Consider the following 20,930-nt stretch of genomic DNA (forward strand, 5'->3'; position numbering starts at 1 on the left):
GACGTTTACGTTAACGTCACTCAATCAGGAGGCAAGCATGGAAATCGCAGGCAAGGTATTCATCGTCACCGGCGGCGCGTCGGGCCTGGGCGAAGGCAGCGCCCGGATGCTGGCGCGCGAAGGCGCCAAGGTGGTGATCGCCGATCTGCAGGCCGAGCGTGGTGAAGCGCTGGCGGCTGAACTGGGCGGCGCTTTCGTCAAGTGCGACGTCAGCCAGGAAGCCGATGGTCAGGCTGTGGTGGCCAAGGCGCTGAGCCTGGGCAAGCTGATGGGTCTGGTCAACTGCGCCGGCATCGCACCGGCCGCCAAGACCGTGGGCAAGGATGGCGCGCATTCGCTGGCGGCCTTCAGCAAGGTGATCACCGTCAACCTGATCGGCAGCTTCAATATGATCCGCCTCGCGGCTGAGGCGATGAGCAAGAACGAGCCCGAAGCCACCGGCGAGCGCGGCGTGATGATCTCGACCGCTTCGGTCGCCGCCTACGATGGCCAGATCGGCCAGGCCGCCTATGCAGCCTCCAAGGGTGGCGTCGTCGGCATGACGTTGCCGATCGCGCGCGATCTGGCCCGCAACGGCATCCGCAACATGACTATCGCTCCCGGCATCTTTGGCACGCCGATGCTGTTCGGCATGCCTCAGGAAGTGCAAGACGCGCTGGCTGCCAGCGTGCCCTTCCCCTCGCGCCTGGGCAAGCCCGAAGACTATGCCAAGCTGGTGCATCAGATCATCACCAATGACATGCTCAATGGCGAAGTCATTCGCTTGGATGGCGCGATTCGTTTGGCACCAAAGTAAGCTGAGCGTGCAGTCCTGCGGCCCCGCGCCGCAGACGTTCACGGCACAGACACGAAAAAGCCGGCCCGAGGGCCGGCTTTTGCTTTTCTGAGGCTTGAGAGGCCTCAGTCACGCTTCACTTGCCAGCGCGCGCGTGGATCACCCACAGACGAGCCAGCTCGGCGGAGCCGTCGGTACCCTTCACGCTGCGCCAGACTGACTGCGCCTTGGCCGTGTCGCCTGCCATGAACAGGGCAATGCCTTGATACAGCTTGGCGTCCTCGGGACGCTTCAGGCTGTCCTTAGCAATGGCCTGCTCGATCAGCTTGGCGCCCTTGGCAGCATCACCACGGAAGGCGAAGCCCAGGCCCAGGGGGACAAGCGCGTTGCCGTCCTTGGCTTCCTGCGCATCCTTTTCGGCGGCCGATTGGGCAGCCTTGGCCTCGGCAACGCGTTTGGTGATCAGATCTTGCAGGCGCTTGTGACGAGCGCCTTCGCTGCCCTGGCCCAACAGGTTGGCCGAAAAGCCCTTGTCGACAACTTGCTTGGCCTCGTCCGGCACGCCGGCCTGCATGGCAAGCTGGGCCATTTCCATGTAGTCGTTGGCCTCCTTCATATTGCCGGTAGCCAACTTCAGGCGGTAGACGTCCAGCGAGAACCGATCCGAGAAGGTCTTCTTGGTCGGCAGCGTGCCCAGCACCTGCGCCCACAATTCCTTGCGCGGATAGTAATTCAGCAGCTTCTCGGTCGCCAGCGCTTCGGTGCCGCTATCGCCCTTCTTGCTGGCCGCATACATCAGCAGATTCAGTTTGTCTTGCGAAGGTGTGCGACCGGCCTTTTCCTCGGCGGTGATTTCGGCCATGGTGTCCTTCATGACCGCGCCCATATCTCCCGACTTCAGCTGAGCTTGGGTCTGGATGGTCTTCACCGTGGCGCTCGTGCCGCCGGCCTGGAAGTACTTGTTGGACCATTCGAGCGCCTTGGCCGCATTGCCATTACGCAGATAGGTTCCAGCAATCGACTCCATCATCGGCAACTGGTTGGCTGCCGGCAGCTTGCCGGAGGCCTTCATCGCTTCCAGGCCCTTGACCATCGAATCGGCATCGCCAGCACCAGAGGCCGCGGCAACGCGCATGCCCTCGATCGCGTAGTTCTCGGTGCCATTGCGATTCGCCACGCCTTCGGCATCGTGGACCTTGGCCAGCGCATCCTTGTACTTGCCGGCCTTGATCAAGGCACTGGCGTCCTTCAGGTACTTGCCAACCTCGGCACGCACGCCTTCGGCCTGCGCCTGCACGGTCGCGAAGCCGAAATCGCCTTGCGGGCCAGCGCCAAAAGCAAATGCGACGGCACCGACAGCCACGGTCGCCAAAGTTCTGAGTTTCATCCCATCTCTCCTGATAACAAAAAGGACGCGCCACCCTCGCGGACAGCGCGTCCATACATGCATTCAAGCCATTGATACGGCGTGCGTTACTTGACGAACTGTTCGTTGCCGACCATCGCCATCTTGGTGAGCTTCAGACGCTGTGCCGCAGCCATCACCGCGGCCACATGACCATAGTCGACCAGCTTGTTCGGCTTGATGTGCAGTTCGGGCTGTTCAGCCAATTGAGCAGCAGCAGCCAAACGGGCTTCCAGCGCTTGCTGGTTGGCCACCGGCTCGCCGTTCCAGCTCAGGGTGCCATCGAAATCAATGAAGATCTCGACGACCACCGGATCCTTCGGCGGCGTGTCGTTGGGCCGCGGCGGCGGCATGTCCAGGTTCACCGAGTGCAGCTGAATCGGGATGGTGATGATCAGCATCACCAGGAGCACCAGCATCACGTCGATCAACGGCGTGGTGTTGACGTCCATCATCACCTCGGGCTCGTCACCACCCGAAGATTGTCCAACATTCATTCCCATGCGGTACTCCTGAACTCAACCGCCACGCTCGGGCGGCTGCATGACGAAGCTGAACTTCATGATGCCGGCGCGCTGGCAGGCAAACATCACGCGGCCGACCGACTCATAGCGGGACTTGTCGTCGCCGCGGATGTGCACAGCAGGCTGCGGGTTCAACACGGCCACCTTCTTCAGGCGATCCACCAGTGCTTCGTTGTCCGAGACCAACTGGGTGTTCCAGTAGACTTCACCGTCCTTGGTCACCGACAGCTCGATGTTTTCGGGCTTGGTTTCGCGCGGTACGTTGGTCTCCTTAGGCAGAGACAACTTGACCGACTGCGTCACCACCGGAACGGTGATGAGGAAGATGATCAACAGCACCAACATCACGTCCACGAGGGGCGTGGTGTTGATGGTCGAGACCACTTCGTCGTCGCCGCCGGAAGATCCGACGTTCATGCCCATGATGTGGCTCCGGGCTGTTGCTTAGCGCTTGACTTGACGGCTGCCCATCAGCACGCCGTGCAGGTCGGCAGCGAAGGCACGCACTTGGCCCATCACGGCCTTGTTGCGGTTGACCAGCCAGTTGTAGCCCAGCACGGCCGGAACGGCAACGCCCAGACCCAGTGCGGTCATGATCAGCGCTTCACCGACGGGGCCAGCAACCTTGTCAATCGAAGCCTGGCCAGCCACACCAATGGCGGTCAGCGCTTGCAGAATGCCCCACACGGTACCGAACAGGCCGATGAAGGGAGAGGTCGAGCCAACGGTAGCCAGGAAGCCCAGGCCGCCTTGCAGGCGCGAGTTGACATCACCGACAGCGCGGTCGACGTTCATCGTCACCCAGGTGTTGTGGTCGATGTTTTCGGTCAGCGCACCTTCATGGTGGTCCGAAGCCTCAACGCCGGTTTGGGCGATGTAGCGGAATGCACCGGTTTCCTTCAGACCCTTGATGCCTTCTTGCAGGCTGGCCTTCTTGAAGAACGTGGCGCGCACTTCCTTGGCTTCGTTGCTCACCTTCTGCGTGTCCCACAGCTTGGTGAACAGGATGTACCACGAGCCCATGGACATGATGGCCAGCAGAGCCAAGACGCCCTTGGAGACGGCGTCTCCGTGCAGCAGCGCTTGGAAACCGTAGGGGTTGTCTTCCTTCTTGGCAGCAGCAGGAGCGGCGTCAGCAGCAGGAGCGGCACCGTCAACAACTGCAGACGCTGCGTCTGCAGGCTTTTGATCCTGAGCGTGAGCAGTCAGAGGCGAAACGGCCAGAGTCGCAGCAACTGCGATTGCCGCGATCATGGCGGAGATACGAGAGATCATGGAGTCAACTCCTACGCAAAAAGATCTGAGAGATCTGGAAACTCAGGTTTTAAGAAGCGGGCACCCAATTCAGGCACCCCATTGGTCAGCGAACAGGCCGGATCAGCCAGTCCTTAATCAATCTTGAACACGAACGGTTGCTCGAACACGTGGTCGCCAGGGCACTCATACGTGTCTTGCAGGGCCTGTGTGATCGACTGGATCATCGCGCGCTGCGCCTTGCGATCATCAGCCTTGCGGATCACATTGATCTGCACATCAACCACCCGACCTGCCTTCACCGTTGCGGTCGCCAGGAATTCAGCCGTACCGGACCAACTGACACTCGGTGACTCTGGTTTGCCCATCTTGGTGCAAACCATGCCGGCCGTGATCTTGGCCGGCTTGGCTGGCGGCGCCGGAGGCGCAGCAGGAGTCGGCGCTGGCGCGGCATGCACATCGCTGCGCGGCGGAGGCGTGTTGGACTGCACAGCAAGCGGTGGCGTCGGCGGCGGCGGCGCCTGGATCACGACTTCCGGCGGCGGCACGAACGGCGGCGGCGGGGTCTTCAGATCCGGCGGCGGCGGCACCGGCTTCTCCGGCGGCGGCTTGGGCTTTTCGACCTCCTCAACCACCTTGGCCTCGATGTCCTTGACCTTCTCGTAGGCCTTCTTGGCCAAGCCCGAAGCCAGCGCCCAGATCAGCAACACGTGGACCAGGATGACGACAGCAAAACCTGTCAGGCGCGACGAGCTTTGGTTCTCCTGCGCAAAGTTCATGCGCGCTCCTTCATAAGACTATGAAACCCATTCATCTGAACACCTAATGACGTTCAACACAACACAGCGCCGGCGCGACGGGCGCGATCGGTATCCAGACACTCGCCAACAGCTTGAGCACCTTGCCCCAAGGCAGACTGTCCAAACCCAGGCGAGCCACACACCCGATTCAACAAAAAAAACCCGCTGACCTGCGTCCACGGGCATAGCAGCCTGCACCGGCAATGTAACTAAGTTACAGGATCGAGCGCAAACTACCGCGACGAATCATAACCGAGTTGCAGAAGGCGCCTCGCTACGGGCTTACCCGAGGCTTTCAAACGATGCTTTCGCAACTCGCACGGACGATTAGCTCAGCAATCGCCCCGTTGGTATTTTACTGGTATTGGCATCAGGGCGCCCGCGTTGACGCCAGGGTAAACACCAAACGGTTGATCGCGCCCTCCATTGATCGCACAGTGGCAGAGCAGTCCCAGCTCAATCGCTGTGTCCCCAAGCCACCAAGGCGTCACGTCCTTGCACCATCATTTCGACCTTGATGCCGACGGGCAGACTGACCTTGGTGCGCACATGCCCAAACGGCAGGCCGGTGAGGATGGGGGTCTTGGTACGCTGACGCAGCGCGTCGATCGCCGACTTCATGCCATAGCCCTTGTCCAGTGGCGATTTCTTCCAGCCGGAGAAGTCACCGAGGATCACCGCCTTCTGCGCGTCAATGACACCTGCCTGAAGCAGTTGCAGCAGTTGCCGCTCGACACGATAGGGATGCTCATTGACATCCTCCAGAAACAGGATGCCGCCTTTGACCTTGGGGAAGTGCCCGGTACCCAGCAGCGAATTGACGATGCTCAAATTTCCGCCCCAGAGGGTTCCACGCGCCTCCAGGCCATCAAAGCCGGCCTCGGTGCGAAAGCCCACCGCCTCTAGCAGGCCGCTCATCGCTTCGGTGAAGCAGTCCTGGGTGACATCATCCACGCCGCCATCGGCATCGCTGCGGCCGAAGTCGTCACAGGCCAAGGGGCCAGCCCAGCTCATCGCCTTGCAGTGCCTCAGCAAGCCCAGATGCAGCGAAGTCAAATCGCTCAGGCCAACCCAGCGCGTGCCCTTGTCGACGCTCTTGCCGAGCAGCTTCCAGTCGAGTTGATCGAGCAGCCGTGTCATGCCGTAGCCGCCTCGGCTGGCCATGGCGATCGAAGGTGCAGCCTTGGCCACGCGATGGATGGCCTGCAGACGAGTGGCATCGTCGCCGCCAAAGCGCTGGTGCTTGGCCAGCGCCGCCTCGTCGATCTGGACCTCATAGCCGAGCTTGCCCAGGCGCTTGGCAGCCCGCTTCAGGGGCTGCGCTTGGGCCAGCACGCCGGCGGGGGTATAGAGAATCAGGCTGTTGCTCATGGCAGGGGATCGTCCAGGTGTATGGCATCCCCGGTCGGGATGCGTTCGGAATCGGCGGCGCCATCAAGCGGCGTCGTGGGGTCAGGTCTTGCAGGCCGCAGTGCGGCGCGACGCTGACGCGCGGCCTCGCGTCGCTCGGCAAAGAATTCTTTCAACAACTTGGCAGAGGCTTCGGCCATCAAGCCGCCTTGGATCTGCGTGTGGTGATTCAGGCGTGCTTCGCCAAACAGATTGATCACCGAACCGGCCACACCGGTCTTGGCATCCGAGGCGGCGAAGACCACGCGCTTCAGTCGCGCGTGCATCATCGCCATCGCGCACATCGCGCAGGGCTCCAGCGTGACGTAGAGCTCGCACTCCGGCAACCGATAGTTGCCCAGCAGGGTCGCGGCATGGCGCAACGCGACGATCTCGGCATGCGCGGTCGGATCATGGGTGGTGATGGGCCGGTTGTAGCCGGTGGCGATCACCTGGCCCTGGCGCATCAGCACCGCACCGACCGGCACCTCGCCGACCAGCCAGGCGTTGTGCGCCTGATCCAGGGCCAGGCGCATCGCGTATTCGTCGGCGGCGCTGGCCTGCAGCGTATGAAGAAGTGGGGAGGAATCTGTCATGGCGGGAGGAGAGTCAGTGTAGCAAGCAGCACCGCTATGCTTGCTGGATGCAAGACGCCTTGTTTCCAGAAGAGGAGCTGCCGCCTGCGCCACGAACCGTCACTGCTGTCGGTGCCGAGCGCAAGACTGCCGCTGCCGTCCGCCCCGCGCCGGTCGATGAAGCGGTCAAAACGCTGGCGCAGGCCCTGCCCGACCAGGTCTACCTCGGCACCAGCACCTGGACCTACCCGGGATGGGCCGGTCGCGTCTGGGACCGCAGCTACAGTGATAAGCAGCTGTCCAAGCAGGGCCTGCAGGCCTATGCAGCTCACCCGCTGCTGCGCGCCGTCTGCATCGACCGCAGCTTCTACCGGCCGCTGACGGCCAGCCAATACGAGCGTTATGCGCTGCAGGTGCCGCCGGGATTTCGCTTTGTCGTCAAGGCGCCCAGCCTGGTGGCTGACGCTCAATTGCGCGACGAGCACGGCCGCGGCACCGGCAGCAACAGCGCCTTTCTGAACGCCGAACTGGCCGGGCAGGAATTCGTCACGCCGGTGCTCGAAGGCTTGGGTGCCAAGGCCGGTGCGCTGGTCTTCCAGCTCAGCCCGCTGTCGGCTGCCCAACTCGGCGACATCGACACCGTGCTGCACAAGCTGCGCCAGATGCTGCTGAATCTGCCGCCGCTGCGGCCTCGCGCGCCCGACGCCGTCATCGCCGTCGAGGTGCGTGACGCTGCCCTGCTCTGCCCGGCGTTCGTCGACGTCCTTCGCGAAGCCGGTGCCACTTACTGCCTGGGCCTGCATCCGAAGCTGCCGCAGCCCGAGGAACAGCTCTGGCTGCTGCGCCAGCTCTGGCCTGGCCCCTTTGTCTGCCGCTGGAATCTGAACCGGCTGCACGGCCCCTATGGCTACGAGGATGCGCAGCGGCGCTATGGCGAGTATGAACAGATCGTCGACCCCGACCCCGACACGCGAGCGCTGATTGCCCGCGTCGCACGCGCCACGGCGCGTGCTGGCCAAAAGGTCTATGTGACGATCAATAACAAGGCCGAGGGCTGCGCACCGCTGTCGGTCCGGGCCCTGGCCCAGGAACTGCTGAACGAATCAGCGCCCGACTCTCAGGGCAGTGCGTCGGACGCACGCCGCGCCGACTGATCGACCAGCTCCTGCACCTGCTGGCGCACCGCCTCGGGCGTAGCCGGGCGGGGCTGACCGTCCACCGTGGCCCCGACCGCCGAAGCGGCCGGCGCGGCAGGTGCCAAGGCCTTGAGCTGGCTCTTGGCACTGAACAGAACAATGACCAGGACCAGCAGCAGGCTGATCAGACCAAAGGCGGCGCGCATCGCCGATCACTCCCACTCGATCGTGGCAGGCGGCTTGCTCGACACGTCGTAGGTCACTCGGTTGATGCCGCGCACCTCATTGATGATGCGGCCGGAGGTACGCTTCAAGAGGCTGTAGGGCAGCTCGGCCCAATCGGCGGTCATGAAGTCGCTGGTCTGCACCGCGCGCAGCGCCACCACATAGTCGTAAGTGCGGCCGTCGCCCATCACGCCAACACTCTTGACGGGCAGGAAGACGGTGAAGGCCTGGCTGGTCAGCTCGTACCAGGTCTTGCCGCTCGCCTCGTCGCGGGTGTTGCGCAGCTCTTCGATGAAGATGGCATCGGCACGACGCAGCAGGTCGGCGTATTCCTTCTTGACCTCGCCCAGGATGCGCACGCCCAGGCCGGGGCCCGGGAAGGGATGGCGATAGACCATCTCGGCGGGCAAGCCCAAAGCCACGCCCAATTCGCGGACTTCATCCTTGAACAGCTCACGCAGCGGTTCCAGCAGCTTCAGGCCCAGTTGCTCGGGCAGGCCGCCGACATTGTGATGGCTCTTGATCGTGGTGGCCTTCTTGGTCTTGGTGCCACCGCTCTCAACCACATCGGGGTAAATCGTGCCTTGCGCCAGGAAGCTGGCTCCCTTGTGCCCTTGCCCGCTGGCCTTGAGCTTCTCGGCTTCAGCCTTGAAGACATCGACGAACAGGCCGCCAATGATCTTGCGCTTCTTCTCCGGGTCGGTCACGCCGGCCAGCTGGCCAAGGAACAGTTCGCTGGCGTCAACGCGAATCACCTTCGCATGCAACTTGCCTTCGAACATCTCCATCACCATATCGCCCTCGTTCAGGCGCAAGAGGCCGTGATCGACGAAGACGCAGGTCAGCTGGTCGCCGATGGCGCGATGAATCAGCGCCGCAGCGACCGAGGAGTCAACCCCGCCCGACAGGCCGAGGATGACTTCCTCATCGCCAACCTGCTCGCGAATCTTGGCGACCGCTTCCTCGATATAGCCTTCCATCACCCAGTCGCCCTGACAGCCGGCGATGTCGCGCACAAAGCGGGTCAGCAGCGCGGCGCCTTGAACGGTGTGCGTCACCTCAGGGTGGAACTGAACCGCGTAATAACGCTTTTCCTCATTAGCCATACCGGCGATCGGGCAGCTGGGCGTGGAGGCCATCAGCTTGAAGCCCGGCGGCATGGCAGTGACCTTGTCGCCATGGCTCATCCAGACCTTGAGCATGCCATGGCCCTCGGGCGTGGCGAAGTCCTGCAGGCCCTTGAGCAGCTCGGTGTGGCCATGGGCGCGCACCTCGGCATAACCGAACTCACGATGGTCGCTGGCCTCAACCTGGCCGCCCAGCTGCACCGTCATCGTGAACATGCCGTAGCAGATGCCCAGCACCGGCACACCCAGTTCCCAGACTGCCTGCGGCGCCCGCAGCTGATGGTCTTCATAGGTCGAGGCATGGCTGCCCGACAGGATGATGCCCTTGGGCGCGAAGCTGCGGATGAACTCGTCGCTGACGTCGTTCGGATGGATCTCGCAATAGACATGGGCTTCACGCACGCGGCGTGCGATCAGCTGCGTCACTTGGGAACCGAAGTCGAGGATCAGGATTTTGTCGTGCATGGTGTCTTCTTCACTCACTCAGGAACCGGTGGCCGGCGCTTCAGCCACGGCGACGACCGGGGTCGCGCGGGCGAAATGGCGCCAGGCAAAAATCAGCGAAAGCGCCTGCAGGCAGGCACAGAAATAGAAAGGCAAGCCGATGCGCCAGTCGCCGGCCGGCAGATCGGCCACCAGCGTCATCAGCCCGGGGCCGATGACCGGTGCGGCGACCGCCATCATGCTGTTCAGCGAGGAGATCGCGCCCATGGTCTCGCCTTGGTTGCGCGCATCGGCGGCATTGGAGATCAGGCTCTGGATCGCCGGGCCGGCCGCATAGCCGAGCACGCCCACTCCAATGGCGGCATACATCATCCAGCCGGCGTTGGACCAGCCCCACAAGGCGTTCGTCAGCACTGAAGACGCCAGGCCCAGCAGGATGATGCTGCGCGGCGCCAGCCACTTCATGATGTGCTTGAGCAGCACGCCCTGCACCAGCACCGCCATCACGCCGACGGCGAACAGGCTGAGGCCGTTGTCGCGCGGACCCCAGCCGAATTTGTAGTGGGTGTAGAGCACCCAGCTGCTTTGCAGCACCATCTGCGCCAGGCCACTGAGCGCCACCACCCAGATCATCGGGCCCACGCCCTTCAACTGCCGCACGCGCGACAGCGAACTCAGCGGATTGACCTTGCGCCAATCAAAGGCGCGGCGGTGTTCCGGCTTGAGCGACTCCGGCAGCACAAACATGCCATAGCACCAGTTGACGATGGCCATGCTGCCGGCCACATAAAAGGGCAGATGCAAATCGATATCGCCCAGCAGGCCACCAATCACCGGGCCCAGGATGAAGCCCATGCCAAAGGCCGCGCCCAGCATGCCGAAGCGCTTGGCCCTGTCCTCGGGCGGCGTGATATCGGCCACATAGGCATTGGCCACGGCGGCATTGGCCTGCATGGCGCCGGAGAACAGGCGCACCGCCACCAGCATCCACAGTGCGGTGGCCATCGCCGTGACGAAAAAGCTCAGGGCCAGGCCGCAGAAGCCGATCAGCAGCACACGGCGGCGGCCATAGCGGTCAGACAGCGCGCCCAGAAAGGGCGAGCCAAAGAAGTTGGCCACGCCGAATGCCAGCGCCACCAGTTGGTAGGCGTGCAGATGCTCGGCCGGCGTGCTCGCGAAACTGCCCACCAAGGGCGGCAGCACCGGAATGATCAGGCCGATGGAGATCATGTCGATCAACACCGCCACCATGATGAAGCCCATGCCGGCAGCCCGCGGCTTGCGGCCGGGGCTGTCAGCGATGGCTTGGGGATCAGTCACTGCGTCTCCTTTGCGAGGCGGGCTTGAATGAAAAAGGGGGCGATGAACATCGCCCCGCCCCCTTCTTCACCTCAGGCTCATTCCGAACGGTAGTTCGGCGCCTCCTTGGTGATTTGCACATCGTGGACATGGCTTTCGCGCATGCCCGCCGAGGTGATCTCGACGAACTCAGCCTTGCTCTGCATGTCGGCAATCGTCGCGCAACCGCAGTAGTGCATCGAGGCCTTCAGGCCGCCGGCCATCTGGAAGATCACCTGCACCACCGAGCCCTTGTAAGGCACCTGGCCTTCGATGCCCTCGGGCACCAGCTTGGAGGTGTTGGGATTGTTGGCCGAGGTGTCCTGGAAGTAGCGATCGGCCGAACCCTTGGCCATGGCACCCATCGAGCCCATGCCGCGGTAGCTCTTGTAGGAGCGGCCTTGGTAGAGGATCAAATCGCCGGGAGCTTCCTCGGTGCCGGCAAAGGCGCCGCCCATCATCACGCAGTCCGCACCGGCGGCGATGGCCTTGGCCAGATCGCCCGAGTAGCGCACGCCGCCGTCGGCGATTACCGGTACGCCGGTGCCGCGCAAAGCCGTGGCCACGTTATCGATCGCGGTGATCTGCGGCACACCGACACCGGCAACGATGCGGGTGGTGCAGATCGAGCCCGGGCCGATACCGACCTTGACGCCATCGGCACCGGCTTCAACCAGCGCCAGCGCTGCTGCGCCGGTGGCGATATTGCCGCCGATCACGTCCACGCCGGGGAAGTTCTGCTTGACCCAGCGCACGCGTTCCAGCACGCCGGCGCTGTGGCCATGGGCGGTGTCGACGATCAGCGCATCGACACCGGCCTTGACCAGCAGGCTGACGCGCTCTTCGGTGTCGTCGCCAAAACCAACGGCGGCACCGACGCGCAGCTTGCCCTGGGCATCACGGGCGGCGTTGGGGAAGCTGGTCTGCTTGGTGATGTCCTTGACGGTCATCAGGCCACGCAGCTCGAAGGCATCGTTGACGACAACCACACGCTCCAGCTTGTGCTTGTGCATCAGCGCCTTGGCTTCTTCCAGCGAGGCGCCTTCCTTGACCGTCACCAGCCGTTCGGCCGGCGTCATCATCTCGCGCACCGGCAGATCCATGCGGGTCTCGAAGCGCAGATCGCGGCCGGTCACGATGCCGACGACTTTCTTGCCTTCCAGCACCGGGAAACCGGACACGCCATGCTGGCGCGACAACTCAACCACTTGGCGGACTGTCGCATCCGGCCTGATGGTGAAGGGCTCGCGAACAACGCCCGACTCATAACGCTTGACGCGGGCCACCTCGATGGCCTGCTGCTGCGCCGTCAGGTTCTTGTGCACGATGCCGATGCCACCCTCTTGCGCGATGGCAATGGCCAGGCGCGCCTCGGTGACGGTGTCCATCGCAGCGGACACCAGCGGCAGATTCAGTTGGATATTGCGCGACAGACGGGTCGCAAGACTGGTGTCGCGGGGCAACACTTGGGAGAACGCTGGCACCAACAACACATCGTCGAAGGTGAGCGCTTTTCCTAGAAGGCGCATGAGGGAGGCTCCAGACGCAAAGCGGCATTATACGGAACCGCGAGCACTCCTTGAATTTGCGCAAAAATTAGCTGCGCCGATGTGCCAAGCTCCGCACAATTCCTGACACTTGCACGCCCCGGGTACGGCGCCGGCCATTGTCACCGGCGCTACACTGAAACGAAGTCCATCGCGTTCAACGCCGCCCATCACGACATGCTCATCGCGCCCCGCCCCGCTCATCGCACCACATCGGCAGCCCTGCTCTGCATCGGCCTGCTTGCATTGACGATGGCCCTGCCGGCGCAGGCGCAGTGGAAGTGGCGCGATGCCGGCGGCAAGATCCAGTACAGCGACCTCCCGCCGCCCAGCGGCGTGGCCGAGAAGGACATCCTGCAGCGCCCGCCAGGCCAGCGCCGCATCATCGTGGCGCCGGTGCCGGCGCCGGGCGCACAAGCCGCCAGCCAGGCCGCCTCGGCCGCGCAACCGGCTGAACGCGCCGCGTCCAAGCCTGACGCCGATCAGCAGGCCCGCCAGCGCCTGGAGCAGGAACTGCAATTGCGCCAAAAGGAAGAGCAGCGCAAGCAGGCCGAGATCCGCGCCGAGAACTGCAAGCGGGCGCGCAGCCAGCTGCAGTCGCTGGACAGCGGCATTCGCATCACCCGCACCGATGACAAGGGCGAGATCAGCTATCTCGACGACAAGCAGCGCGCCGAGGAGGCCCGTCGTATTCGTGACTTGATCGGCAGCGACTGCCGCTGATGCCGCGCGCTCAGCGCGTCGTCTTGCCGCCCAGCGGCCGATGGCGCGACACGATGCGCGTGCCGGTCGCCCGATAGCGCTGCCGGCGCGCCTCCTTGGGGTCGACCGTCAGCGCCCGATAGACCTCGATCCGGTCACGGTCACGCAGCGCGTGGTGCAAGGCCTGCTGGCGGCCCCAGACGCCGATGCGCAACTGCTCCAAGGGCAGCTCATTGCTGGCACCGAATTCGCCACAGCCGCGCAAGGCCGACTCAATCGTGGCGCCCAGCGGCAGGCTCAGCACACAGCGCCGCACGTCGCCGCGGCGCGGGCTCCACACCAGTTCGACGCTGATCTCAGCGCTGGCCATAGACCTGCTCGGCACGCGCCACGAAACGATCAACAAAGGTATTGGCCACCCGATCGAACACCGGGCTGACCACCGCTTCCAGCGCTGCGCTGGAAAAGGCATAGCGCAGCTCGAACTCGATCTTGCAGGCCTTGGGCGGCTCGCCATTGGCGCCGGGCTTGCCCAGCGGCACAAACTGCCAGACGCCGTCAAGCAGAGAGAAGGGCCCGTCAATCAGCTGCATGCCGACGCGGCGATTGGTGTCGTGCTCGTTGCGGGTGGTGAAGGCGTGGCGCACGCCGGCATAGGCCAGGCCCAGTCGTGCGGTCATGCCTGCCTCGTGCGTTTCCAACACCTCGGCACGGTCGCACCAGGGCAGGAACTCGGGATAGCGCTCGACGGCGGTCACCAACTCATACATCTCGGCCGGCGAGTACCACAGCAGAACAGACTTCTTGACGTGCTTCATACAATGGCGGGATTGTATTGGCGACAAGCTCGTCGCCCGCCCACCAGATTGAGCCCCATGTCCATCGCTGAAAACCGACGCGCCCGATTCGAATACCACATTGAAGAAACGTTCGAGGCCGGCGTGGTGCTGGAAGGCTGGGAGGTCAAGGCCATCCGCGCCGGCCAGGTGCAGCTGACCGATGGCTATGTGCTGATCCGTGACGGCGAGCTGTTCCTAATCGGCTGCCGCATCAACCCGCTGCGCACCGCCTCCACCCACGTTCATCCGCAAGCCGACCGCACCAAGAAGCTGCTGATGAAGAAGGACGAGATCCGCCGCCTGATTGGCAAGGTCGAGCAACGCGGCTTCACCCTGGTGCCCTTGAATCTGCACTACAAGGGCAGCCATGTGAAGGCCGATATCGCATTGGCCAAGGGCAAGGCCCAACACGACAAACGCGAAACCGAAAAGAAACGCGACTGGGAACGTGAAAAGGGCCGGCTGATGCGACATGTGGTCGCATCAAACCCGAAGGGTTGAGACCCGCAGGGGCGCGCCGGACGTTTCGCAAAAAGGGCCGGCTGATGCGACATGTGGTCGCATCCAACCCGAAGGGTTGAGGCCCGAAGGGACTCGCCGGAACTTTCACCAAAAGGGTCGGCTGATGCGACATGTGGTCGCATCCAACCCGAAGGGTTGAGACCCGCATGGACTCGCCGGACCTTTCGCAAAAAGGGCCGGCTGATGCGACATGTGGTCGCGTCCAACCCGAAGGGTTGAGGCCCGAAGGGACTCGCTGGAACTTTCACCAAAAGGGCCGGCTGATGCGACATGTGGTCGCATCGAACCCGAGGGTTGAGGCCATTGCAGCCTTGCCGGTGACCAAGCCCTCCGATCAGGCATTGCACCGGCGCGAGGTCAAGCAGGGATACTTGCAGGCCAACGACCCGGAGCCTCACGCATGGCCGCCATCGACTTCTCCGCCATCCCCCGCAGCGCCCTGCCCGCCTTGCTGCAGGCGGCGCCCAAGGCCGAGTTGCATCTGCATATCGAAGGCTCACTGGAGCCCGAGCTGATGTTCGAACTGGCACAGCGCAATCACATCCAACTGTCCTACCCCGACGTCGCCAGCCTGCGCCAGGCCTATGCCTTCAGTAATCTGCAGAGTTTTCTGGACATCTACTACGCCGGCGCCTCGGTGCTGATCACCGCGGCAGACTTTGAAGCCATGTGCTGGGCCTACTGCCAGCGCGCCGCGGCCGACGGCATCGTGCGTGCCGAGTTGTTCTTTGACCCGCAGACCCACACCGAGCGCGGCATCGCCCTGGCCACCGTGCTGGAAGGCTTGCTGGCCGGCATCAAACGGGCCGAGCGCGAGCTGGGCCTGAGCCTGGATCTGATCCCCTGTTTCCTGCGCCATCTCAGCGAGGCCGAGGCGCTGCAGACGTTGCAAGCGCTGGAGCCTTTTCGTGAACAGATCATCGGCGTTGGCCTGGACAGCAGCGAACGTGGCCACCCGCCGCTGAAGTTTGCCCGCGCCTTTGCCGCGGCACGAGCCATGGGCCTGCATGTGGTGGCCCATGCAGGGGAAGAAGGGCCGGCCGCCTACATCTGGAGTGCGCTGGAAGACCTGGGCGTCGAGCGCATCGACCATGGTGTGCGCTGCCTGGAAGACCCTGACCTGGTGGCCCATCTGCGGCAGCAGCGCATCCCGCTGACGGTCTGCCCGCTGTCCAACGTCAAGCTGCGCGTCTTCGACAAGCTGCAGGAGCACTGCCTGCCGCGTCTGCTCGACGAAGGCCTGATGGTGATGCTGAACTCGGACGACCCGGCCTACTTTGGCGGTTACCTGGGCGAGAACCTGCGCCAGTGCTTCGACGCCCTGCCACAACTCGGCGCCGAACAAGCCTACCGCCTGCTGCGCAACAGCCTGGAAGCCAGCTTTGCCACGGACGCCGACAAGCACACCTGGATTGCCCGGCTCGACGCCTGCTTTCTGGCCGCGGCCGGCCAGTCATCGCGTTAGGCTTTCGCCAACGTCGCGTTCAGCGCCTGCTCCAGGTCCGCGCGCAAATCGGCCTCGGCCTCCAGGCCGATGGCAAAGCGCACCAGCCGGCCAGCGGCGTAGGGCAGACCCAGCGAGCGGCTGCGGCTCATGTCATAGGGCACGGCCAGGCTCATTGGGCCAGCCCAGGAATAACCGATGCCGAACAGCTGCAGCGCGTCAACAAAGGCGTCCACGTCGGCGGCGCTGTACTCCGGCTTGAACACCACCGAGAACAGGCAGGCGGCACCGCCACTGCTCAAGGCTTGCCAATATTCATGTCCCGGTGAGCCCGGCAGCGCCGGGTGCAAAACCTGCGCCACCTCGGGGCGCGCCTGCATCCAGCGAGCCAGTGCGCGGGTGCTGGCGTCCTGCGCCCGGTAGCGCAGCTCCAGCGTAGGCAAGCCGCGCAGCACCAGTTCCACGTCGTTCTGACCCAGGCCATAGCCCAGATGCTCATGAGCATCATTCAGACGGTTATGCAGCTGGCCGTCGCGGGTGCAGACGGCGCCCATCAGCACATCCGCACCGCCGGAGGCGTATTTGGTCAGCGCCTGCATCGAGATGTCGACACCTAGGCCAGGATGGCTCTGCGGCGCGATCTCAAAGGCGTTGAAGGCCACACCCGAGCCCCAGGTGTTGTCGATGGCGGTGATCACGCCGCCATGCGCCTTGCAGGCTTGCAGCAGGCCGATCAGGTCCGGGAATTCCAGCGTGATCGATCCGGCCGCCTCTAGCCAGACCAGCTTGGTCTTCTCACTGAGCAGGCCGGCAAAGGCCGCGGCGTCCAGTGGGTCGTAGTAGCGCCGGGTGATGCCGAACTGCGGCAGGAAGCCATCGCTCAGATAGCGGTTCTGGCCGTAGACGTTGTCCGGCACCAGCACCTCGTCGCCCGGGCGCAGCAGCCCCAGGCTGATCAGCGTGACCGCCGCCAGGCCGCTGGGCACCAGCAGGCACTGCTCGGCTCGCTCTAGACCAGCGATGCGCGCCGCCAGCGTGTACGAGGTGGGCGTGCCGTGCAGGCCGTAGCGATAGCTCAGGCCATCGCGAGGGCGCGGCTTGTGCAGGTCCGCCGTGTCCTTGAACAGGACGGTCGAGGCCTTGTAGACGCCCACGGGAAAGGCATCCCAGCCCTCAGGCGCCACATAGGGATGATGAATCTGCTCGGTGCTGATCGCGTGCTTGCTCAAGATTGGGCCTCGCTGGCAGGGCGCGAGGCCGGCGATGCGGGCTCGCGTGAATCAGAAAGCTCGCCGATACGGGCTGGCGCCGTGGCGCGCGCGCCCTTCGGGAATCAGACCGGCATGCCGATCAGGTCATGGCCTTCAACGGCTACGATGCGCGCCTTGGTGAACTCGCCCACCTTCAGCGTCTTGCTGGCCTTCTCAGGCGGCAGCAGGCGCACGGTGCCGTCGATCTCCGGCGCGTCGGCATAGGAGCGGCCCACACCGCCCTTGCGCCCCAGCGCCGGCGCGGAGTCGACGAGCACCTGCATGGTCGCGCCCACACGGCGGCCCAGCTTGGCGATGGACACGGCTTCGGCCACTTCCATGAAGCGCGCACGGCGCTCATTGCGCAGCACGTCGGGCAGCGCACCCGGCAGCTCATTGGCCGAGGCGCCTTCGATCGGCGAATAGGCAAAGCAGCCGGCCCGGTCGATCTGCGCTTCCTTCATGAAGTCCAGCAGGTACTGGAATTCGGCCTCGGTTTCGCCGGGGAAGCCAGCGATGAAGGTCGAGCGGATGACGATGTCCGGGCAGGTCTCGCGCCAGCGCAGGATGCGCTCCATATTCTTCTCGCCATTGGCGGGCCGCTTCATTCGCTTCAGCACATCGGGATGAGCATGCTGCAAGGGCACATCCAAATAAGGCAGCACCAGGCCTTCGGCCATCAGCGGCAGGACCTCATCCACATGCGGATAGGGGTAGACGTAGTGCAGTCGCACCCAGGCGCCATGGGCCTTGGCCATCTCGCCCAGCTGGGCGACCAGATCAAACATCCGCGTCTTGACCGGCTTGCCATCCCAGAAGCCGGTGCGGTACTTGACGTCGACCCCGTAGGCGCTGGTGTCCTGGCTGATCACCAGCAATTCCTTGACGCCGGATTCGAACAAGGCGCGTGCCTCGTTGAGCACATCGCCAATCGGCCGCGAGACCAGATCGCCGCGCATGCTCGGGATGATGCAGAAGGAGCAGCGGTGGTTGCAGCCCTCGCTGATCTTCAGATAGGCGTAGTGCTTGGGCGTCAGCTTGATACCGGCGATGCCGCGAGACTCCGGCACCAGATCGATGAAGGGGTCGTGTGGCTTGGGCACATGGGTGTGCACCGCATCCATCACTTCTTGCGTGGCATGCGGGCCGGTAACGGCCAGCACGCTGGGATGCATCTCGCGCACCAGGCTGCCGGCATCGCTGCTGCTGGCACCTGCCTTAGCGCCCAGGCAGCCGGTGACGATCACCTTGCCGTTCTCGGCCAGCGCCTCACCGATGGTGTCCAGGCTTTCCTTGACCGCGTCATCGATGAAACCACAGGTGTTGACGATGACCAGGTCGGCCCCGGCAAAGGTCTTGGAGGTTTCGTAGCCCTCGGCGCGAAGCTGGGTGAGGATCAGCTCGGAATCGGTCAGGGCCTTGGGGCAGCCCAGGGACACGAAACCGATCTTCGGCGGGGCGCCCGCAGGCGCGGCAGCCGCGTTCGCGGCTTGGGTGCTGGATTCAGTCATCCGGCGATTTTAGTTCGGGCGGCCTGCCTGGGCGCAGTGCGGGCCGCCTGGCAAGCGCTATTTCTTGGCACCAAAGCCAGGCATGCCCGGCATCGTCGGCATGCCGGGGAACAGGCCACCGGCCTGCTTCATCTGTTCCTGCATCTGCGCCAGCAGCGTCTTGGACTGCTCCATATAGTTGCCCATCAGGCCCTGCATCATTGGCGACTGGCCGCCGAGGAACTGGGTCCACAACTCAGGGCTGAAAGGCAGGCCAGCGCTTTGCTCGGCAAACTTGGCCTGCAACTCGCCAAAGGTCTGCATGTTCTTCTCGAGATAGGCACCCATCACGCCCTGCATCGCGTTGCCATAGAAGCGGATGATCTGCTCCAGCAGCTGCGTGGTGAACATCGGCACGCCGCCGGTTTCCTCTTCCAGGATGATTTGCAGCAGGATGGCGCGGGTGAGGTCCTCGGCCGTCTTCGCATCCCGCACCTCGAAGGCAATGCCATCGAGCACCATCTTCTTCACGTCACTCAGGGTGATGTAGCTGCTGGTGTGGGTGTCGTAGAGCCGCCGATTGGGGTACTTCTTGAGCACCCGCGGGCCCTTGCCCACGGCCGCCTTGGCACCGGCTGCCGCTGTCGATTCGCCTTGCTCGGCATGCTCGCCTTGTTGTTCGTCGGCCTTTGCAGCCTTGCCGCGACGGGCAGTGACCATGAATACTCCCAGAGATAACCGTTCTGATTGCGGGGATTCTAGGAGTGCGTCAACGCCACTTCGAACGGGTTTACCCCCGCCAACAACAATCGCTGCAGCAGCGCTGCTGAAGCCAGCAGGTGCATCGAGCCAGTTCAGCGGCGTCGCGAAGTCTGCGATCCGCGGCGCCAACGCAAGGCCAGCACCATGAGCCCGGTGGCCAGCAAGGCGGCCGGGCTGGGTTCGGGCACCGGCGCCGCAGGATTGATCAGGGCGAGCTGGTTGATCGCAAAATCGGTCGGCAGCCCACCCTGTGGCAGCACCCAGACCTCGATGCGCGCAATGTCGGCCTGACTGCTCTGCAGGCCGACAAAGGCGGCAGACCCGTCCTGCTGGCTCGACCAGCCGCCCACGGTGTCATAGGGGTAGGGGTTGCCGAAGCTGTCGGTGTAATGATCACTGCGCGCCAGCAATTGGCCCTGACTGTCAAAGGCCTGCAACTCAATCTGGAACGAGGTGGGGCCGGTACCGCGCTGGACCTGGAATCCCACGCCGCTGACCGGCGTCCAATTGCCGCTGATCAGATCGCGAAAGCTGAGCGTGAGCGTGTAGCCGGTGCTGTTCCACAGCAGATGATCACCCAGCGAGAAATTGCCAGTCCAGCCGAGCCCCTCGTCCAGCCGCAGCAGTTGCGGCGTGGCCGGTGAAATCGGCGCCAGCGTCGAGCCCTGCAGCCACAAGCCTGCGGCACTCTGCCCGGCGAAGAAGATCGGGCTGATCGACGTTCCGCTGCTGCCCAGCTGTACCCAGTCAAAGCTGTCGTTGGCGCCAAGCGCGGCACGGCTGTCCACAAAGCTGGTATCGGCCACTGCGCGGGTAGACGCGCTGAGGCTGACAAGGGCAGCCAGGCTGAAGAGCGCAATATTCGAAGAAAGGCGAGAGGCGCTGGTCATTGCGGAACTCCTTGGCGGCAGCTCTACCAGAGGCGCTGAGCCCTCATCAATCGGGCAGCCCAGGCAGAACAGAGCGATGCTGCGCCTGCGCCGTGGCGCTGAACATCCCTTGCTCGGTGGCCTGGATCGGCTTGAAATCTGATCACAAATCGACAGGCAGGCCAGGCAGAGCGAAGAAGCAATCGCTTTCCACGCGGAAAAGCAAAAAGCCCGACAGATCTGAGATCTACCGGGCTTTGCTTTGGGACTCTTGCCGAGGCAAGGCCTACCAGAATTTGGTAGGCGCGATTGGATTCGAACCAACGACCCCCACCATGTCAAGGTGGTGCTCTAACCAACTGAGCTACGCGCCTGAAGAGCTTCGCAGTATAGCATGCTTTTCTTGCCTTCCCAGGAAATTCGCAAAATCTTTAGCAGAACTTGCTTCCTGAGACGCCTGCCAGCGGTACTGCGCGTCAAGCCCATGATCATACACCAGTTTTTTCAATCGCC

Annotated in this window: 22 protein-coding genes and 1 tRNA gene; 5 read left to right on the forward strand and 18 right to left on the reverse strand. The window is 63.7% G+C overall.

Annotated features, from left to right (window positions below):
* Nucleotides 1-37: 37 nt before the first annotated feature.
* A complete protein-coding gene (locus RQP53_RS07895; protein ID WP_315649678.1) occupies nt 38-796 on the forward strand; it encodes a 3-hydroxyacyl-CoA dehydrogenase in 759 nt (252 codons plus the stop codon).
* A gap of 115 nt (nt 797-911) precedes the next feature.
* Here RQP53_RS07895 and RQP53_RS07900 read toward each other — a convergent pair whose 3' ends face one another.
* The 7 genes from RQP53_RS07900 to tadA form a co-directional block, all read right to left on the reverse strand.
* The gene (locus RQP53_RS07900; RefSeq protein WP_315649679.1) at nt 912-2,162 is read right to left on the reverse strand and encodes a hypothetical protein; all 1,251 of its coding nucleotides are present in this window, start codon (nt 2,160-2,162) and stop codon (nt 912-914) included.
* A gap of 86 nt (nt 2,163-2,248) precedes the next feature.
* Complete coding sequence (locus tag RQP53_RS07905) at nt 2,249-2,683, reverse strand: ExbD/TolR family protein (RefSeq protein WP_315649680.1); 435 nt, start codon at nt 2,681-2,683, stop codon at nt 2,249-2,251.
* A 15-nt stretch (nt 2,684-2,698) separates the two neighbouring features.
* Complete coding sequence (locus RQP53_RS07910; RefSeq protein WP_315649681.1) at nt 2,699-3,127, reverse strand: ExbD/TolR family protein; 429 nt, start codon at nt 3,125-3,127, stop codon at nt 2,699-2,701.
* A 21-nt stretch (nt 3,128-3,148) separates the two neighbouring features.
* Nucleotides 3,149-3,733: a MotA/TolQ/ExbB proton channel family protein gene (locus RQP53_RS07915; RefSeq protein WP_315649682.1), complete on the reverse strand. Its 585-nt coding sequence runs from the start codon at nt 3,731-3,733 to the stop codon at nt 3,149-3,151.
* A gap of 359 nt (nt 3,734-4,092) precedes the next feature.
* Nucleotides 4,093-4,638 (reverse strand): hypothetical protein, encoded by a 546-nt coding sequence (locus RQP53_RS07920; protein WP_315649683.1) that lies wholly within the window; start codon nt 4,636-4,638, stop codon nt 4,093-4,095.
* Nucleotides 4,639-5,214: 576 nt separating this feature from the next.
* Nucleotides 5,215-6,129, reverse strand: coding sequence for an LD-carboxypeptidase (locus RQP53_RS07925; RefSeq protein ID WP_315649684.1), 915 nt, complete (start codon nt 6,127-6,129; stop codon nt 5,215-5,217).
* Entirely contained in the window at nt 6,126-6,743 is a 618-nt protein-coding gene (gene tadA / locus RQP53_RS07930; RefSeq protein ID WP_315649685.1) for a tRNA adenosine(34) deaminase TadA, read from the reverse strand. The genes RQP53_RS07925 and tadA overlap by 4 nt, the downstream gene beginning before the upstream one ends.
* A gap of 47 nt (nt 6,744-6,790) precedes the next feature.
* Here tadA and RQP53_RS07935 point away from each other — a divergent pair, with 47 nt between their 5' ends.
* Entirely contained in the window at nt 6,791-7,876 is a 1,086-nt protein-coding gene (locus RQP53_RS07935; protein ID WP_315649686.1) for a DUF72 domain-containing protein, read from the forward strand.
* Here the strand turns inward: RQP53_RS07935 and RQP53_RS07940 are convergent.
* From RQP53_RS07940 to guaB, 4 genes are all read right to left on the reverse strand, one after another.
* Nucleotides 7,840-8,064: a hypothetical protein gene (locus RQP53_RS07940; protein WP_315649687.1), complete on the reverse strand. Its 225-nt coding sequence runs from the start codon at nt 8,062-8,064 to the stop codon at nt 7,840-7,842. The genes RQP53_RS07935 and RQP53_RS07940 overlap by 37 nt on opposite strands.
* Before the next feature lie 6 nt (nt 8,065-8,070).
* Nucleotides 8,071-9,675: a glutamine-hydrolyzing GMP synthase gene (gene guaA / locus RQP53_RS07945; RefSeq protein ID WP_315649688.1), complete on the reverse strand. Its 1,605-nt coding sequence runs from the start codon at nt 9,673-9,675 to the stop codon at nt 8,071-8,073.
* Nucleotides 9,676-9,693: 18 nt separating this feature from the next.
* Complete coding sequence (locus tag RQP53_RS07950) at nt 9,694-10,974, reverse strand: MFS transporter (protein WP_315649689.1); 1,281 nt, start codon at nt 10,972-10,974, stop codon at nt 9,694-9,696.
* 77 nt (nt 10,975-11,051) lie between these two features.
* A complete protein-coding gene (gene guaB / locus RQP53_RS07955) occupies nt 11,052-12,521 on the reverse strand; it encodes an IMP dehydrogenase (protein ID WP_315649690.1) in 1,470 nt (489 codons plus the stop codon).
* A 195-nt stretch (nt 12,522-12,716) separates the two neighbouring features.
* Between guaB and RQP53_RS07960 the strand changes: the two genes are divergently transcribed.
* Nucleotides 12,717-13,262, forward strand: coding sequence for a DUF4124 domain-containing protein (locus tag RQP53_RS07960; protein WP_315649691.1), 546 nt, complete (start codon nt 12,717-12,719; stop codon nt 13,260-13,262).
* 10 nt (nt 13,263-13,272) lie between these two features.
* On the opposite strand, the gene RQP53_RS07965 is transcribed toward RQP53_RS07960, so the two are convergent.
* Together RQP53_RS07965 and RQP53_RS07970 are read right to left on the reverse strand one after the other, a co-directional pair.
* Nucleotides 13,273-13,611, reverse strand: coding sequence for an RnfH family protein (locus tag RQP53_RS07965; RefSeq protein ID WP_315649692.1), 339 nt, complete (start codon nt 13,609-13,611; stop codon nt 13,273-13,275).
* Nucleotides 13,598-14,059 (reverse strand): type II toxin-antitoxin system RatA family toxin, encoded by a 462-nt coding sequence (locus RQP53_RS07970; protein WP_315649693.1) that lies wholly within the window; start codon nt 14,057-14,059, stop codon nt 13,598-13,600. The genes RQP53_RS07965 and RQP53_RS07970 overlap by 14 nt, the downstream gene beginning before the upstream one ends.
* Before the next feature lie 57 nt (nt 14,060-14,116).
* Here RQP53_RS07970 and smpB point away from each other — a divergent pair, with 57 nt between their 5' ends.
* Nucleotides 14,117-14,581, forward strand: coding sequence for an SsrA-binding protein SmpB (gene smpB / locus RQP53_RS07975; RefSeq protein ID WP_315649694.1), 465 nt, complete (start codon nt 14,117-14,119; stop codon nt 14,579-14,581).
* A 421-nt stretch (nt 14,582-15,002) separates the two neighbouring features.
* Entirely contained in the window at nt 15,003-16,067 is a 1,065-nt protein-coding gene (locus RQP53_RS07980) for an adenosine deaminase (RefSeq protein ID WP_315649695.1), read from the forward strand.
* Here the strand turns inward: RQP53_RS07980 and RQP53_RS07985 are convergent.
* From RQP53_RS07985 to RQP53_RS08005, 5 genes are all read right to left on the reverse strand, one after another.
* Entirely contained in the window at nt 16,064-17,275 is a 1,212-nt protein-coding gene (locus tag RQP53_RS07985) for a PLP-dependent transferase (protein ID WP_315649696.1), read from the reverse strand. The two genes, RQP53_RS07980 and RQP53_RS07985, sit on opposite strands and share 4 nt — an antisense overlap.
* A gap of 104 nt (nt 17,276-17,379) precedes the next feature.
* Nucleotides 17,380-18,807 (reverse strand): 30S ribosomal protein S12 methylthiotransferase RimO, encoded by a 1,428-nt coding sequence (gene rimO, locus RQP53_RS07990; protein ID WP_315649697.1) that lies wholly within the window; start codon nt 18,805-18,807, stop codon nt 17,380-17,382.
* Between the two features lie 57 nt (nt 18,808-18,864).
* Nucleotides 18,865-19,506: a polyhydroxyalkanoate synthesis repressor PhaR gene (gene phaR, locus RQP53_RS07995; protein ID WP_315649698.1), complete on the reverse strand. Its 642-nt coding sequence runs from the start codon at nt 19,504-19,506 to the stop codon at nt 18,865-18,867.
* A gap of 134 nt (nt 19,507-19,640) precedes the next feature.
* Nucleotides 19,641-20,438 (reverse strand): PEP-CTERM sorting domain-containing protein, encoded by a 798-nt coding sequence (locus tag RQP53_RS08000; protein ID WP_315649699.1) that lies wholly within the window; start codon nt 20,436-20,438, stop codon nt 19,641-19,643.
* 276 nt (nt 20,439-20,714) lie between these two features.
* Nucleotides 20,715-20,791 (reverse strand) — tRNA-Val (locus RQP53_RS08005).
* Between the last annotated feature and the right edge of the window lie 139 nt (nt 20,792-20,930).

Origin of the sequence: Roseateles aquae, assembly GCF_032337115.1 — a bacterium.
GTDB classification, from domain to species: Bacteria; Pseudomonadota; Gammaproteobacteria; order Burkholderiales; family Burkholderiaceae_C; genus Roseateles_C; species Roseateles_C aquae.

Bases quoted from the DNA above. Each gene is read 5' to 3' on its own strand.
- RQP53_RS07970 (WP_315649693.1), bottom strand. From the start codon at position 14,059: ATGAAGCACGTCAAGAAGTCTGTTCTGCTGTGGTACTCGCCGGCCGAG.
- RQP53_RS07910 (WP_315649681.1), bottom strand. From the start codon at position 3,127: ATGGGCATGAACGTCGGATCTTCCGGCGGCGACGACGAAGTGGTCTCG.
- RQP53_RS07960 (WP_315649691.1), top strand. From the start codon at position 12,717: ATGCTCATCGCGCCCCGCCCCGCTCATCGCACCACATCGGCAGCCCTG.
- RQP53_RS07935 (WP_315649686.1), top strand. From the start codon at position 6,791: ATGCAAGACGCCTTGTTTCCAGAAGAGGAGCTGCCGCCTGCGCCACGA.
- RQP53_RS08000 (WP_315649699.1), bottom strand. From the start codon at position 20,438: ATGACCAGCGCCTCTCGCCTTTCTTCGAATATTGCGCTCTTCAGCCTG.
- rimO (WP_315649697.1), bottom strand. From the start codon at position 18,807: ATGACTGAATCCAGCACCCAAGCCGCGAACGCGGCTGCCGCGCCTGCG.
- RQP53_RS07940 (WP_315649687.1), bottom strand. From the start codon at position 8,064: ATGCGCGCCGCCTTTGGTCTGATCAGCCTGCTGCTGGTCCTGGTCATT.
- RQP53_RS07915 (WP_315649682.1), bottom strand. From the start codon at position 3,733: ATGTCCATGGGCTCGTGGTACATCCTGTTCACCAAGCTGTGGGACACG.
- guaB (WP_315649690.1), bottom strand. From the start codon at position 12,521: ATGCGCCTTCTAGGAAAAGCGCTCACCTTCGACGATGTGTTGTTGGTG.
- RQP53_RS07965 (WP_315649692.1), bottom strand. From the start codon at position 13,611: ATGGCCAGCGCTGAGATCAGCGTCGAACTGGTGTGGAGCCCGCGCCGC.
- tadA (WP_315649685.1), bottom strand. From the start codon at position 6,743: ATGACAGATTCCTCCCCACTTCTTCATACGCTGCAGGCCAGCGCCGCC.
- smpB (WP_315649694.1), top strand. From the start codon at position 14,117: ATGTCCATCGCTGAAAACCGACGCGCCCGATTCGAATACCACATTGAA.
- RQP53_RS07905 (WP_315649680.1), bottom strand. From the start codon at position 2,683: ATGGGAATGAATGTTGGACAATCTTCGGGTGGTGACGAGCCCGAGGTG.
- phaR (WP_315649698.1), bottom strand. From the start codon at position 19,506: ATGGTCACTGCCCGTCGCGGCAAGGCTGCAAAGGCCGACGAACAACAA.
- RQP53_RS07980 (WP_315649695.1), top strand. From the start codon at position 15,003: ATGGCCGCCATCGACTTCTCCGCCATCCCCCGCAGCGCCCTGCCCGCC.
- RQP53_RS07900 (WP_315649679.1), bottom strand. From the start codon at position 2,162: ATGAAACTCAGAACTTTGGCGACCGTGGCTGTCGGTGCCGTCGCATTT.
- guaA (WP_315649688.1), bottom strand. From the start codon at position 9,675: ATGCACGACAAAATCCTGATCCTCGACTTCGGTTCCCAAGTGACGCAG.
- RQP53_RS07925 (WP_315649684.1), bottom strand. From the start codon at position 6,129: ATGAGCAACAGCCTGATTCTCTATACCCCCGCCGGCGTGCTGGCCCAA.
- RQP53_RS07895 (WP_315649678.1), top strand. From the start codon at position 38: ATGGAAATCGCAGGCAAGGTATTCATCGTCACCGGCGGCGCGTCGGGC.